The sequence below is a fragment of the Pseudonocardia sp. Ae505_Ps2 genome (genome assembly GCF_001932425.1).
Taxonomy (GTDB): Bacteria; Actinomycetota; Actinomycetes; order Mycobacteriales; family Pseudonocardiaceae; genus Pseudonocardia.
In genome coordinates this window covers 1431703-1444966 of sequence record NZ_MCIP01000001.1, presented here as the reverse complement: position 1 = coordinate 1444966, position 13264 = coordinate 1431703, and the positions used below count along the sequence as shown (strand labels likewise).

Here is a 13264-nt window from a genome sequence, read left to right as displayed (position 1 = left end):
GCGGACCGCGGGCCGTCCGGCCCGGCCGTTCCGCCGGTACGGGCAGCGCGGTACGGCCGTTCGGCACCGGATCGGGGTCGGATCGGCACGCGAGGCAACCACGACACCCCCGGCGCGTCCCGGGGAGTAGTCGCACGCCACGGGCGTGCGGCCGCACGGCAGGACCGGTGGGGACCGGGAGCGCCGAGGACGCACCAGAACATTCCGCGGACGCACCTTGGGACCGCGGGATGAGGTGACGACCGGCTGGGGAGCTGGGTCGTCAGCACGCAAGGCGAGGGCCGGGGCGATGGTCGGAGGGAGCCGACCACCGACCCGGCCCTCGCGCGTGCGGAGGCCACCGGCGCGGCGCGCGCGACACCGGTGACGCCGTCGAGCCGACCGGAGCCGTGGGGAGCGCGGTTCCGGGCAGGACGACGGGGCCGAGCGCAGGACACCCTCGTCCCGGACTCGCGTGGCGAAATGATCACCACGGAGTGTGACCGTATCGGGCGGCCGTCCGGGTCACAAGAGGGCATTCGCCGCAGCTTCCATCGTCCCATCCGGCACACCCGTCACCACGTTCACCATCGCCCCACCGGACGGTCGTACGACGCACCGCGACGCGTGCACGAATCGTTCCGCACGGTGACCCCCCGGCGTTCTACCCTGCGAAGGATGAGCACCGATCCCGCCGCGACCGGCCCCCGGCGCACCGACCGCCCGCTCGACGAGGCCGGCGTCGTGACGGCCGTGCGACGGGCCGCGGAACGAGGCGCCACCGTCCGGCCCACCGGGGCCGGTGGGCGCGCCCCGAGCCCCCTCGTCCGCACCGAGGACGTGCTGCTCGACGTGTCCGCGCTGACCGGCGTCGTCGAGATCGGCGAGGACACCGTGCGGGTGCGGGCCGGGGAGACCGTCGCGGACCTCTGCGTCGCCCTCGCCGCCGCCGGCCGGGCACTGGCCACCGTGCCCGACGCGCCCCGCGCCACCATCGGCGGCGCCACCGGGCTGGGCATGTACGGCGGCGCCCACGCCGAGGGCTCGCTGTCCGACCAGGTCCGCGCCGTCCGCCTGGTCGACGGCCGCGGCATCGTCCGCGACGTCACCGGGCCCGACCTCGACGCCGCCCGCTGCGGGCTCGGTGCGCTCGGCATCGCGACCGCGGTGGAGCTCCGCACCGTCCCGCTCACCCGGCTGCAGGTGCACGAGCGCGCCGTCGGCATCGACGAGGTGCTCGGCGAGGACCTGCTCGTCGAGCACGCCTGGACCGAGTGCGACATCGCGATCGGCCCGTCGGCGCACGCCGGGTCCACGGTGCTGCGCTGGGCCGAGCCGGAGCCCGAGGCGACCGGTCCGGTCGAGCGCGCCGGCTGGGGACAGGCGGTGTCGCGGCTGGCGTCGTCGTGGTGGTCCTCCGGGGTGGGGCTGCGGTCCGGGTGGCCGCCGCCGCAGCGCTGGGCGCCCGGTACGGCGGGGCCGCCGCACGAGGTCCTGCCGGACCCGCAGCCGTGGGACCCGGACCTGTCCGAGTGGGCCGTGCCGCGTGCCGCCCTCGGGACCGTCCTGCGCGAGCTGGGGGCCGCCGTCGCCGCGCGGGGGCGGGAGCTGCGGCCGGTGCGGGTGCGCACCGGCCGGGCCGAGACCGGCCTGCTGCACCCGGCGTCCGGCCGGGACACCGCCTACCTGCGGCTGCGGACCCGCGGACCCGCGGAGGAGCCGGTCCGCCGGCTCGCCGGTGCGGTCTGCGAGGACGCCGACGGGCGGCCGTGCTGGACCACCCGGCACGCCTGGGGACCGGACGAGCTCGCCGTCGCCTACCCGGGGTGGGAGGCGTTCCGGGCCGTCCGCGACCGGTTCGACCCCGACCGCCGGTTCACCGACCCGCACCTCGCGGCGGTACTCGGCCGCTGACGGCGGCGGTACCGCTCAGAGTTGCTCGCGCAGCCGCGCCGAGATCGACCGCACCGCGGCGAGCGACGCGCGGCGGTCGGCCAGGGTCGGCTCGCCCGCGTCGACGACCTGCTCGCCGCCCACCCACACGTCGCGGACGAGGCGGGAGCCGCCCGCCCACACCAGGTTCGACACGAGCTGGGCGTCGTCGGTGGGCGCGACGAACGCGGAGTCGTCGGTGTCGATGTGGACCACGTCCGCCCACCGCCCGGCCTCCAGCGCGCCGAGGTCGTCGCGGCCGATCGCGTGCGCGGCGTCCGCGGTGCCCATGAGCAGCACGTCGGCGGCGGTGAGGGCGGCGGCGTCGTCGGCCCCGACCCGCGCCAGCAGCCCGGCCAGCCGCGCCTGGTGCCAGAGGTCCAGGTCGTCGCAGGAGGCGGGGCCGTCGGTGCCCAGCCCCACCCGGACCCCGGCCCGGCGCAGGTCCAGCAGCCGGGCGGTGCCCGCCGCGAGCTTCGCGTTCGAGCCGGGACAGTGCGCGACGGCGACGCCGTGCCGGGCGTAGACGGCGATGTCGTCGTCGGACAGGTGCACCGAGTGCGCGGCCAGCACCCGCCCGCCGAGCGCGCCGCCGGCGTCGAGCATCGCCGGCACCGAGCCGTGGGCCTCGCGGACGTGGGCGTCCTCGCCGCGGGACTCCGCGACGTGGGTGTGCAGCAGCGCCCCGCGCTCGCGGGCGGCCGCGGCGACCGACTCCAGGGCGCCGGGCGGCAGCGTGTACGCCGAGTGCGGGCCGTAGCCGAGCTCGATCCGGCCGTCGTCGTCGGGGACGAGGTCGTGCGCGTCGATCCGGGCGGAGACGTCGTCGCGCATCTGCTCCCAGGTCCCGAGCCGGTCCCAGCCGGGCGCGGCGATGATCCCCGGGGTGAGCACCGCCCGCGACCCCGCGGTGCGGACGGCGTCGGCCAGCGCGTCGGTGAAGAAGTACATCTCGACGCTGGTGGTGCAGCCGGTCCGCAGCAGGTCCAGGCAGCCCGCGAGCATCCCGGCGTGCACGTCGTCCTCGGTCAGCAGGCCCTCCGCGGGCCACATGACCTCGGTCAGCCACCGCATCAGCGGTAGGTCGCCGCCCATCCCGCGCAGCAGCGACATCGGGGTGTGGCAGTGCGTGTTGACCAGGCCGGGCAGCAGCAGCCCGGGCAGCGGCCGAACGACGGCGTCGGTCGCCGGCGCGTCCGCGGCCGCGCCGAAGAACGCGATCCGGCCGGTGTCGTCGACGTCGAGGACGGCGTCCCGGACGACCGGGAAGCCGGGCGTGCAGGGCAGCGCGACCGGCGCGGTGAGCCGCTGGAGGACCGTCATGTCGTCGTGCCGGGTCAGCGGCGGTCGAGCAGCGAGCGCAGCGACCGGAACGGCGGCAGCCAGGCGCCCTCGTCGGGCAGGGTCTCCAGCGAGACGCGCGGCAGCGGCTCGCGGAACACGCCGTCGATGTCCTCGAGGTCGAGGAACGACAGCGTCTCCGAGGCCAGCGCGAACCCGGCGTACTCGCGGAAGCCGATCACCGTGACGTCGGTGCCGCCCTCGATGAGCTTCTCCAGCGGCTCCCGGAACGCCCGCCCGTCCCCCGAGGCGACGACGACGTGGCGCAGCCTGCCCTCGGCCGAGCGCATGCCGATGTGGGCGAGCATGTCGTCGTCGACGTCGGAGTCGTCGCTGGTCTTCGGCTTGGCGAAGACGGCGAAACCCACGTTGCGCAGGGCCTCGACCCAGGGCCGGACGATGTCGATGCTGCCCGGGGCGACGTTGGTGAACACGCACGCCTCGGCCTCGGCCTCGGGGCCGGCGAGGTCCAGGAGCCAGCGTCCGACGGCGTCGAAACGGGGGCGGTAGGCCGAGGTGGGGCGGGCACCGAGCAGCGAACCGAGGCTCATGTCCATGTTCGGCGCGTCCCACACCAGCAGCACGCGCTCCTGCGGACCCGTCGGAACGCCGCGTCCGTGTTGCCCCGTCCCGCTGCTCATGCCGGGGAGCCTAGCCGTCGCCGCCCCGCCGGCCCGGCCCGGCGCCCACGCGGGTGAGACTGTCCCCATGGAGAACCCACCGGCCGAGCCGGAGCAGGTCGCCGCCCGGACCGCCGCGATCATGCGCGACGGCGACCGGGCGAGCCGTTCGGCGGGCGTCGACGTCGTCGCGGTCGCTCCCGGGCGGGCGACGGCGCGAATGACCGTCCGCCCCGACCAGGTCAACGGGCACGGCGTCTGCCACGGCGGCTACCTGTTCCTGCTCGCCGACACCGCGATGGCCTACGCCAGCAACTCCCACGGCGTTTCCGCGCTGGCCAGCGGCGCCGACATCGCGTTCCTGCGCCCGGCGCGCGAGGGTGACGCCCTCACCGCCGAGGCCGTCGAGCGCGCCGCGAGCGGCCGGTCCGGGCTCTACGACGTCACCGTCCGCACCGCCGACGGGACGGTCGTCGCCGAGTTCCGGGGCCGCACCCGGCAGGTACCGGGTCTGAGCCCGGTCACCGCCCGGCCCGATCAGCCCTGACCAGCCTGGATCAGCCCTGGTCGTCGCGGGGCCGCAGGCCGTGCGGCTCCAGGAACGCCGGCCGCAGCTCCGGGTCGGGCTCGTCGTAGTAGCGGTGGAAGACCGGGGTCTGCGAGCCCGACATCGGCGGCACGATCCAGCTCCAGTCGGCCGGGCAGCGCCGTCCCGCGGCCTCCTCCTTCGCCAGAAAGGTCATGAAGCGCTCGGCCTCGCTGTGGTGGTCGGCCATGGTGACGCCGTCGGCGTCGAAGGAGTGGGTGACCGCGCGGACCAGCTCGACCATCGCCCGGTCCCGCCACATCGTGCGCACCGACCGGGTGTCGAGCCCGAGCCGCTTCGCGATCTCGGGCAGCAGGTCGTACCGGTCGGTGTCGGCGAGGTTGCGGGCGCCGACCTCGGTGTCGAGGTACCAGCCGTTGAACGGGGCGGCCGGGTACACGACCCCGCCGATCTCCAGCGGCATGTTGCTGATGGCGGGCACCGAGTGCCAGCGCAGCCCGAGCCGGGCGAACCACGGGTGCTCCGGGTGGCGCAGCGGGACCTCGTGCACGGCGTCCGGCGGCACGTCGAACAGCCGGGACCGCCCGTCCGGGCCGGTGATCAGCAGCGGCAGCACGTCGAACCGGCCCGCCGGCTGCGGCTGCGGCCACCCCATCCCGACGACGTGGTCGGTGAAGTCGGCCTGGCCGGGGTCCCCGGTGACGGTGCCGTCGGGGTTGCGGTGCCCGGCGTAGCGGACGAGCTGGTCGTTGCGGATCCGCGGGCCGGGACGCCCCGGGGCGTCCGGCGCGAACACCGTCATCGTCGAGCGGATCTTCCCGCCGCGGGTGGCGGCGCGCAGGTGCCCGACGCTCTCCTGCGCGACGTCGGCCGGGTCGTGCAGGTGGCGCAGGTCGCGGACCTGCAGCGACTGCCAGTACAGGCGCCCGATGCAGCGCGCGGAGTTCCGCCACGCCACCCGGGCGCCGAACACCAGCTCGTGCATGGTGTGGGTGTAGGTGCCGGACCGGTCGATCTCGGCACGGACCTGGCGCAGCCGGTCCGCCAGCGGGACACCCGGCTCGGTCTCCGCGTACACCTGGCGCAGGAACTCCTCGGCCGCGGCCGGGTCGACCGGGGCGGGATCCCGCTCGTCGGCGACGCCGGGGGGCGGCGGATGGCCGCCGGAGCGGCCGTGCCCGGTGACCGGGCAGCCGCCGGTGGCCTCCGCCGGGGATGCGACCCGGTTCTCCGCCGGCGGCGTGACACGGACGACCGTGGTCGCGGCGCCCGTGCCGTCGACCCGGGTGAGGAGGTGCTCGCGGCCTCCCGCGGTCGGGCGCTGCGCGGACTCGGGCGGCCCCTGCTCACGGGCCGGACCCCGTTCCCACGGCGCCGTCGGGGGCATCCAGGGCCGGTCGACGACCGTCGTCGCCTCCACCCCCGTCCGCGCCAGCGCGGTGGTCGCCTGCACGGGACCCTCGACCGGCCCGACCAGCGGGACCATCGACACCGACCGTCCGGACCGCTCCACGGCGGACTCCTCCGGCGCCTGGCCGGGGCCCTGACCCGGACCCGACGGAGCGCCCGACGGCGGGCCCGTCATCGGGCGGGGCGTCGGGCTCGGCCGGAACCCGGCCGGTCGGTCGACCGGCCGCTTCGGTGCCGCGGGAGCGGGGTGCGAGTTCTTGCCGTGCTCCACCGTCGTCACGGGCGTCCTTCGGGGGTCACTCGGGTGGGGATCCGGGTCGGGGGTGCTCCTGACCGTAGTCGGTCACTCTCCGTGTGTCACCGGCACCATGGGTGTGGTCGGCGATGTACAGCAGGTCACGAACCGGTCGTCCGTCCAGCCGGGCCCGGTCCTCGAACTTCGTGACCGGACGCCACGACGGGCGGTCCTGCCAGCCGTCCGACCGGAGCGGGAAGCGGTCGTCCGGGCGCAGCGACGGCTCCGCGGAGACCACCCGGCGCATCTGCTCGGCGTAGTGCGGCCAGTCGGTCGCCAGGTGCAGCAGGCCGCCGGGGCGCAGCCGCGACGCGGCCAGCGCGGCGAAGTCCGGCTGGATCAACCGGCGCTTGTGGTGTCGCCGCTTGGGCCACGGGTCGGGGAAGAAGATGCGCAGTCCGTCCAGCGAGGCCGGCGGCACGACCCGGGTGAGCAGCTCCACGGCGTCGCCGCGCAGCAGCCGCTGGTTGGTCAGGCCGCCCTGCTCGATCCGCATGAGCAGCTGGGCCAGGCCCGGCTCGAAGACCTCGACGGCGACGTGGTCGATCTCCGGCTCGGCCGTCGCGAGCGCCGCGGTCGTCTCGCCCATGCCGGACCCGATCTCCAGCACGACCGGAGCGGTCCGGCCGAACATCGCGGCCGGGTCCCAGACCCCGGCGGCCACGACGTCGTCGCCCTCGGCGCCCCACGTCGACCACAGCCGGTCCCAGGCGGACTGCTGACCCTCGGAGAGCCGGACGCGCTGGTGGACGTAGGAGCGGATCCGGGTGTCGTGCGGGTGCGGGGCCTCCGGGGCGGTGGCCCGGTCAGGCACCGGTGTTCCGGCCCGCGGGCAGCCGCACGTGGGCGGTGGCGCCGGGCAGCCGGCCGCGGACGTAGCCCGCGGTGGTGACGCCGAGGCAGGCGACGATCGCGACGGCGGAGGCGGCGTTGCGCTCCTTCGCCTCGCGGATCACGCCCGCGGGCAGCACCTTCATCGTGTAGCTGCTCTCGGCGGACAGCGAGTCCCCGGTCCCGACGACCTTGGAGACGGCGGCCTTGGAGATGCCCTCGGCCCAGCCGCGGCGCAGCAGGTAGCGCCAGGAGACCCGGTCGTCGGACACCCGGTGGTCGACGGCGGCGCGCGGCTCGAACAGGATGCGCGGGTTCCGGCCGTCGGCGACGTAGGCCTGCCGGGCCCGGATGCAGAGCTCGGTCTCCTCGCAGCCCAGCGGGTTCTTGCCGATCCGGCCCATGTCCTCGGCGAACCCGCCGACGAGGGTGAACACCTCGGCGCGCAGGGACATGTTGCAGCCCATGAGGTTGCGCATCTCCGCGCGCTCGGTGGGCTGGCCGGTGTAGGTGCAGCCGACGACCCAGTCGAGCTCGCCGGTGGCGTTCGGGTCCCCGGGGGCGGCACCGGGCAGGGTCCGCGGTCGCCCGTCGGGCCACTTCGGGTGGGCGATCCCGCCGACGCCGATGACGTCCGGGTCCTCGTACGGGGCGAGGAGCGCGCGCAGCCAGCCGGGGCGGGCCGCGGCGTCGTCGTCGAGGAAGACGACGACCTCGCCGGAGGCCAGCTCGACCGCGGTGTTGCGGGCGCCGGACAGGCCCTGCTTCTTCTCGTTCGCGACGACCACCACCCCGAGCGGCCCGAACTCGCGCTCGGCCCGCTCCCGCAGGCGCTCGTTGTGGTCGACGACGACGATCGTCTCCAGCGGGGTCACGTCCTGGTCGAGAACCGAGTCGACGGCGGCCTTGATGTCGAACCAGCGCTTCTCGGTGTAGACGCAGACGACCACGGTGGCGGTCGGCAGGGCGCTCACGTGCAATCGCTCCTCATGGTGCTGCGGACCGGCGGGGGCGGCCGGTACGAGCAGCGTCAGCGGGCGTAGCCGGACGCCTTGCGGCGCTGCTCCATGCGACGGTGCTCGGCCATCAGGGTACGCAGCACCCGGGTGCCGTCGGCGAAGGTCCGCAGGTTGGTCTCGCCGAACATGCGCTCCCGCTCGACCGACGGCACCTCGGTGATCGTCAGGTCGGCCGCGGCGACGCGGCAGTTCAGCACGGTCTCGATCTCGAAACCGTCGCCCCAGAGCATCGAGCCGTCCTCGGGCTGCGGCGCCGCCGGGTCCGGGAGCTCGAGCTGCGGCAGCAGGTCGGCCCAGAAGGCGTTGTAGCCGTAGCAGAGGTCGGAGTACTTGGTGCCGAACAGCCGGTTCGCGACGGTGTTCAGCCCGGCGTTGCCGGACTTGCGCAGCAGCGTGATGTCGTCCGAGCCGCCGCCCTTGCAGAACCGGCTGCCCTTGGCGAAGTCGGCGCCCTTGACCAGCGCGTTCACGAAGGCCGGGATCTCGTTCGGGTCGGCCGAGCCGTCGGCGTCGAACATGACGATGACGTCACCGGTCGCGGCGGTGAAACCGCAGGCCATCGCGTTGCCCTTGCCCTTGCGGGTCTGGGTGATGACGCGCGCCCAGGGCAGCGTGCGCCGCGCGACGGCGACCGTGTTGTCGGTCGAGTTGCCGTCGACGACGATGACCTCGTGCACGGCCGGCCGCACCGCGGCGATGGCCGGCAGCACGATCTCCAGGTTCCGGGCCTCGTTGCGGGTCGGCACGATCACCGACACCGCCGGGTTCGCGCTGCGGCGCGGAGCCGGGCGGGGCCGCGGGCGACGGAAGCCCTCGGGTCCCTCCGGCTGCGACGCCAGCGGAGCGCGCCCGCCGGGTCGGGCAGGGCTCGCCGGGAACGGCGACTGTCCGGCACCGGCACCGTTCTGACGCCCGGGGCGCGCGGGGGCGCTCGCATCGGGCGTGACGGTCTGGCGGGCGGGCGTAACGGCGCTCACACTTCCTCCATACAGGTCCGCTTACTCGTCCAACGACGCGATCACGGTCCGGTTGCGGTTCTGGTGTCGGGCGTCTTGGGTATTGCCCGATCAGTGGACGTCCCTCGGGCCCGTGGGGTTGCCCCGGTCGGCTGATTCGTCCGTGTCCACGCTGCGGTTCACCCTTGCCCATGAAAGGGGACGGCGATCACCCGGGTCCGCTGCGCAGTCCTACGGATCCGCCCCGGAGCGGTCCACCCGACACTGGCGGGCATGGACCGGGAACCACCCTCGGGCAGCATCGGGCCGCCGCTGCGCACCGCGCTCGACCAGGCCCGTGTCGATCTTCTCGCGACACTGTCGGTGCAGGTCGACGGCCTGGCGGCGCACGCGGTCCGGCGCGCGGGCCGGGCCGGCGACCTCCGGTGGTGGACGGTCGCGCTCGACGGTCCTGCCCGCACCCTCGACGACGCCTGGGCGCGCCGCAGCGGACCGGTCCTGCGCCGCCGTGCAGTCGCAACCGCGCTACGACATCAGGGCGTTGGAGTGATTCACATCACTCACGGTGCGTCACTGTCGGGTGGTCGGGCTCTCACCGCCGCGGCGGCCCGGGCGCTCGCCGTCGCACCGGGCCGGGAGCGCGGGGCATGGTCCGGGGCGGTCCTGTCCGGGTCGGCGGTGTCGGTGCTCTCGATCCTCCTGGCGGTCGGGCGCCTGCTCCCGGTCGCGGGCCCCGGCGCGCCGCTCGCCCTGGCCGGGTTCGTCCTGCTGGCGGAAGCACTCGTCGCGGCCCGGGTGCGGGCGGTGCGCTCGGCCCGCGACCGCGCGCTGGCCCGGCGGGTGCGCGACGCGGTGCTGACCGCCGCGGACCGCGAGCTGGCGGCGTGGATCGCGGCCGCGGAGTGGGCGTCGACGGGCCCGGCCGTGTCGCGGCGGGCGTCGTGCCGCCCCGGGGAGCCGGCCCGTGCGCACTGAGCTGCCGGTGCCGGTCGGGAACACGGCGCGGGTCGGGAGTACGGCGCGGGTCGGGAGTACGGCGCCGGTCGGGAGCAGGACGCCGGTCGGGAGCACGGTGCTGGCGGGCGCGGTTGTCGCGGCATCGCTGCCCGTCCCCTGGTGGGTGCGGGTGCCCCGGGCCCGGTCCGGTGTCGCGGGGTCGGTCCCGGTGTCCGGGCCGGCCGCCCGGGACGGCGACGGCGACGGCGTCGCGGAGACCCTCGTCGTCGAGACGGAGCGGGGCCCGGAGTTCTGGACCGACCTCGACGGCGACGGTCTCGCCGACGTGGTGACCGGTCTGCCCGGCTCCCCCGGTTGAGTCCCGGGGGCCCGAGGTCAGTCCTCGGGCTGCTCGGCCGGGGTGCGGCCCTCGCTGTCGGTGTTCGCGTCGCGCCGGAACCGGCCGACGCCGCGGCGCTGCTCGGCGATCGAGCGGTCGATGTCGGCCGACACCTTCTGCTGGCGCCGCCGCTCGCGGATGCGGAGCAGGACGAGCATCGAGATGCCGTAGGCGATCCCGACGACCAGCAGCACGACGCCGATCTTGAACACGATCTGCTGGACGCCGGTGATGCTGTCGATGTCGATGACCGAGATCATCCCCAGCACGCCGAGAGTCAGCAGATGGAACAGCACCACGAGCAGCCGGTTGATGGAGTGCGACGTCTCCTTGCTCTGGAAGACGTCCTCCAGGAACGGCTGCCCGGTGCGCAGCAGGATCTGACCGACCCCGACCGTGATCGCGACACCGACCACGACCAGCGCGAGATAGCCGCCGGTTCCCTCCACAGTGGGCCCCTCCCCGTGCGAGTACAGGACAGGAGACTACCCCGCGCGACCGGTTCCACGCGTTCTGTGCACGACGGGATCACCCGGGCCGGGAACGGGCTGCCAGCAGCGTCCGCAGGGTGTCGAGGAGCTCCTCGGTCGAGACCCCGCCGGTGAGCGGCGCGCCGGTCAGGGTGCGCAGGTAGAGGCCGTCCCCGACGAGCTGTACCAGCCAGGCCAGGACCGGGTCGTCGATCTCCTCGGACAGCGCGGCGAGCCCGTCGGCGTCGACGTCGGCCAGTGCGGTCCGGGCGGCCTCCCCTGAGGTGCTGCCGTCGGCGACGCGCAGGGTCGCGAGGTAGGTGCGGGTCAGTCCGACCGGCGACTCGTGGCCCGGCACCGAGGTGCGCAGGTAGTAGGCCACGGTGCCGGCGGCGTCGGACCGCATGAGCTCCGCGTCGCGGGCGCTGCGTTCGCGCAGTCGCGCCAGCAGGCCGCTGACCAGCGCCTCCTTGGAGCTGAAGTGGTAGAGCAGCCCGCCCTTGGACACCTCGGCCGCCGCCGCCACCGCGTCGAGGGTCGCGCCGCCGGGGCCCTGCTCGATCAGCAGCGTCTCGTACGCGTCGAGGACCCGGTCGCGGGTCGAGCCCGGTCCCCGTGTCCCCGCGTTCCGTCGTTCGGACTGGGACGCCATGGGCGAAGCCTAGTGCCAGTGCCCCGCCTCACAGTCCCGGCCGGGAATGGACTGTACCGTCTGGACGGTATAAAGATGTACCGTCTGGACGGTAAAGACGCGTCCGGATCAGGGCCCGACGGAACGACGAGTGCAAGGGAGAACGGCGATGTCACGGCCGGAGGTCGGCGCACGGGGCGCGGCGAGGGACAGGGGCGGGCCGGACGTGGTGCCGCTGCCCGGGCTGCGCGCCTGGCTCGCACTCGCGGTGCTCGCCATCCCCACGCTGCTGGTGTCGATCGACAACACGGTGCTCGGCGTGGCACTGCCGGAGCTCTCCGCCGCGCTCCGCCCGGACGCGGCGACGCTGCTGTGGGTCGTCGACGTCTACCCGCTGGTGCTGGCCGGGCTGCTGGTCACGATGGGAACCCTCGGTGACCGGATCGGCCGCCGCCGGCTGCTGATGATCGGCGTCGCCGGCTTCGGCGTGGTCTCGCTGCTCGCCGCGTTCGCGACCTCGGCCGCCCAGCTCGTCGCGGCGCGCGCCCTGCTCGGCGTGTTCGGCGCGATGCTGATGCCCTCCACGCTGGCGCTACTGCGGTCGGTGTTCCTCGACCGGACCCACCGCAGGCTCGCGCTGGCGATCTGGGCGACCGGGTTCGCCGCGGGCGCGGCGCTCGGCCCGATCGTCGGCGGGCTGCTGCTCGAGCACTTCTGGTGGGGCTCGATCTTCGTGATGAGCGTGCCGCCGATGGCGCTGCTGCTCGTCGTCGCGCCGCTGGTGGTGCCGGAGTCGCGGGAGACCGAGCCGGGCCGGCTGGACCTGGTCGGCGTGGTGCTGTCGCTGCTGACGATGGGACCGCTGGTCCTGGCGCTGAAGCTGGCCGGGTCCGCGGGCGGGGTGACCCCCGCCGTCGTCGCGTCGGTGCTGGTGGGTGTCGGCGCGGGCACCGCGTTCCTCGCCCACTACCGGCGGCGCGTGCGGCGCGGCCTGGACCCGCTGATCGACCTGGAGCTGTTCGCCCGCCCGGTGCTGCGGCACAGCGCGCTGGCCAACGCCACCACCATGTTCGGCCTCACCGGGCTGCTGTTCTTCTCCGCCCAGTACCTCCAGCTGGTCGTCGGGTACTCGCCGCTGCAGGCGGGCCTGCTCCTGCTGCCGGGCTTCGTGGTGACGGTCGTGGCCGGGCTCGCCGCCGCGCGGCTGGCCCGCCGGTTCGCGCTGCACCAGCTCGTCGCGACCGGGCTCGCGCTCGTCCTGACCGGCTACGTGGCCTGCCTGTTCCTGCAGGTGGACTCGGCCGTCGTGCTGCTGATGTCGGCCGCGGTGCTGATCGGCGCGGGGATCGGGCTGTCCGAGACCGTCACCAACGACGCGATCCTGGCGGCCGCCCCGCCGGAGAAGGCCGGTGCCGCGGCCGCGGTCTCCGAGACCGCCTACGAGGTCGGTGCGGTGCTCGGCACCGCACTGATCGGCGGGGTGCTGTCCGCGGTGTACCGGGCGGGCGTCGTGCTCCCCGACGGGACTCCGTCCTCGGCCGGGGAGACCCTCGGCGGGGCGGCGGACGTCGCCACGACGATGCCCGCCGACGCCGCCGCGGCCCTGCTGGCCTCCGCACGGGAGGCGTTCGTGCACGGGGTGGACGTCGCGTCCGGGACGGCGGCGGTCGTCGTCGCCGTGGTGCTGGTGACGGCCGGGCTCGGCCTGCGCCGCGCGCACCGGGACGTCCTGGCGGCCGGTGCCTCCGCGGTGGACGCCGACGCCGAGCCCGCGGGCGCCCGCCACTGACCGCTCGTCGCGGGGTGTGAGCGACGAGTGACCACCCGTGACGGTCACGGGTGACCGTCCGGCCGCCCGGACGGGTGGTTCCGGCGACGCGCGGCCCCGTCGGACGCT

12 protein-coding genes and 1 pseudogene are annotated in these 13264 nt (G+C 75.2%); 5 read left to right on the top strand and 8 right to left on the bottom strand.

The features are described from left to right. Positions 1 to 657 precede the first annotated feature (657 nt). Complete coding sequence (locus Ae505Ps2_RS06775; RefSeq protein ID WP_075553498.1) at positions 658 to 1893, top strand: D-arabinono-1,4-lactone oxidase; 1236 nt, start codon at positions 658 to 660, stop codon at positions 1891 to 1893. Between the two features lie 15 nt (positions 1894 to 1908). Here Ae505Ps2_RS06775 and Ae505Ps2_RS06770 read toward each other — a convergent pair whose 3' ends face one another. Both Ae505Ps2_RS06770 and Ae505Ps2_RS06765 read right to left on the bottom strand, forming a co-directional pair. Then, positions 1909 to 3234, bottom strand: a complete 1326-nt coding sequence (locus tag Ae505Ps2_RS06770; protein WP_075553497.1) for an amidohydrolase family protein — start codon at positions 3232 to 3234, stop codon at positions 1909 to 1911. A 14-nt stretch (positions 3235 to 3248) separates the two neighbouring features. Beyond that, positions 3249 to 3893, bottom strand: a complete 645-nt coding sequence (locus Ae505Ps2_RS06765) for an NYN domain-containing protein (protein ID WP_043277127.1) — start codon at positions 3891 to 3893, stop codon at positions 3249 to 3251. Between the two features lie 67 nt (positions 3894 to 3960). On the opposite strand from Ae505Ps2_RS06765, the gene paaI reads away from it, so the two are divergent. Continuing rightward, positions 3961 to 4419, top strand: a complete 459-nt coding sequence (paaI, locus tag Ae505Ps2_RS06760; RefSeq protein ID WP_020622865.1) for a hydroxyphenylacetyl-CoA thioesterase PaaI — start codon at positions 3961 to 3963, stop codon at positions 4417 to 4419. Between the two features lie 10 nt (positions 4420 to 4429). Here paaI and Ae505Ps2_RS06755 read toward each other — a convergent pair. From Ae505Ps2_RS06755 to Ae505Ps2_RS06740, 4 genes and pseudogenes are all read right to left on the bottom strand, one after another. After that, positions 4430 to 5533: pseudogene (locus Ae505Ps2_RS06755) on the bottom strand (nitric oxide synthase oxygenase); the annotation flags it as partial. 592 nt (positions 5534 to 6125) lie between these two features. After that, the gene (trmB, locus tag Ae505Ps2_RS06750; RefSeq protein WP_075553496.1) at positions 6126 to 6938 is read right to left on the bottom strand and encodes a tRNA (guanosine(46)-N7)-methyltransferase TrmB; all 813 of its coding nucleotides are present in this window, start codon (positions 6936 to 6938) and stop codon (positions 6126 to 6128) included. Beyond that, a complete protein-coding gene (locus Ae505Ps2_RS06745) occupies positions 6931 to 7929 on the bottom strand; it encodes a glycosyltransferase family 2 protein (RefSeq protein WP_212567613.1) in 999 nt (332 codons plus the stop codon). The genes trmB and Ae505Ps2_RS06745 overlap by 8 nt, the downstream gene beginning before the upstream one ends. A gap of 56 nt (positions 7930 to 7985) precedes the next feature. After that, positions 7986 to 8951, bottom strand: coding sequence for a glycosyltransferase family 2 protein (locus Ae505Ps2_RS06740; protein WP_226361483.1), 966 nt, complete (start codon positions 8949 to 8951; stop codon positions 7986 to 7988). Positions 8952 to 9203: 252 nt separating this feature from the next. Between Ae505Ps2_RS06740 and Ae505Ps2_RS30985 the strand changes: the two genes are divergently transcribed. Next, positions 9204 to 9905 carry a hypothetical protein gene (locus Ae505Ps2_RS30985; protein WP_075553494.1) on the top strand — a complete coding sequence of 234 codons (702 nt, stop codon included), beginning with the start codon at positions 9204 to 9206 and terminating at the stop codon, positions 9903 to 9905. Next, positions 9895 to 10245, top strand: a complete 351-nt coding sequence (locus Ae505Ps2_RS06730) for a DUF6802 family protein (protein ID WP_075334022.1) — start codon at positions 9895 to 9897, stop codon at positions 10243 to 10245. The genes Ae505Ps2_RS30985 and Ae505Ps2_RS06730 overlap by 11 nt, the downstream gene beginning before the upstream one ends. Positions 10246 to 10262: 17 nt before the next feature. On the opposite strand, the gene Ae505Ps2_RS06725 is transcribed toward Ae505Ps2_RS06730, so the two are convergent. Beyond that, positions 10263 to 10715 (bottom strand): hypothetical protein, encoded by a 453-nt coding sequence (locus Ae505Ps2_RS06725; protein WP_075309337.1) that lies wholly within the window; start codon positions 10713 to 10715, stop codon positions 10263 to 10265. Between the two features lie 79 nt (positions 10716 to 10794). Then, on the bottom strand, positions 10795 to 11388 hold the full coding sequence (locus Ae505Ps2_RS06720; RefSeq protein ID WP_020622343.1) for a TetR/AcrR family transcriptional regulator: 594 nt from the start codon (positions 11386 to 11388) through the stop codon (positions 10795 to 10797). A 148-nt stretch (positions 11389 to 11536) separates the two neighbouring features. On the opposite strand from Ae505Ps2_RS06720, the gene Ae505Ps2_RS06715 reads away from it, so the two are divergent. Further along, positions 11537 to 13156: an MFS transporter gene (locus Ae505Ps2_RS06715; RefSeq protein WP_075309338.1), complete on the top strand. Its 1620-nt coding sequence runs from the start codon at positions 11537 to 11539 to the stop codon at positions 13154 to 13156. The last annotated feature ends 108 nt before the right edge of the window (positions 13157 to 13264 follow it).

What these genes read in the sequence shown, in the direction of transcription:
- Ae505Ps2_RS06775 (WP_075553498.1), top strand. Translation starts at nt 658, where the DNA reads ATGAGCACCGATCCCGCCGCGACCGGCCCCCGGCGCACCGACCGCCCG.
- Ae505Ps2_RS06770 (WP_075553497.1), bottom strand. Translation starts at nt 3,234, where the DNA reads ATGACGGTCCTCCAGCGGCTCACCGCGCCGGTCGCGCTGCCCTGCACG.
- Ae505Ps2_RS06765 (WP_043277127.1), bottom strand. Translation starts at nt 3,893, where the DNA reads ATGAGCAGCGGGACGGGGCAACACGGACGCGGCGTTCCGACGGGTCCG.
- paaI (WP_020622865.1), top strand. Translation starts at nt 3,961, where the DNA reads ATGGAGAACCCACCGGCCGAGCCGGAGCAGGTCGCCGCCCGGACCGCC.
- Ae505Ps2_RS30985 (WP_075553494.1), top strand. Translation starts at nt 9,204, where the DNA reads ATGGACCGGGAACCACCCTCGGGCAGCATCGGGCCGCCGCTGCGCACC.
- Ae505Ps2_RS06720 (WP_020622343.1), bottom strand. Translation starts at nt 11,388, where the DNA reads ATGGCGTCCCAGTCCGAACGACGGAACGCGGGGACACGGGGACCGGGC.
- Ae505Ps2_RS06715 (WP_075309338.1), top strand. Translation starts at nt 11,537, where the DNA reads ATGTCACGGCCGGAGGTCGGCGCACGGGGCGCGGCGAGGGACAGGGGC.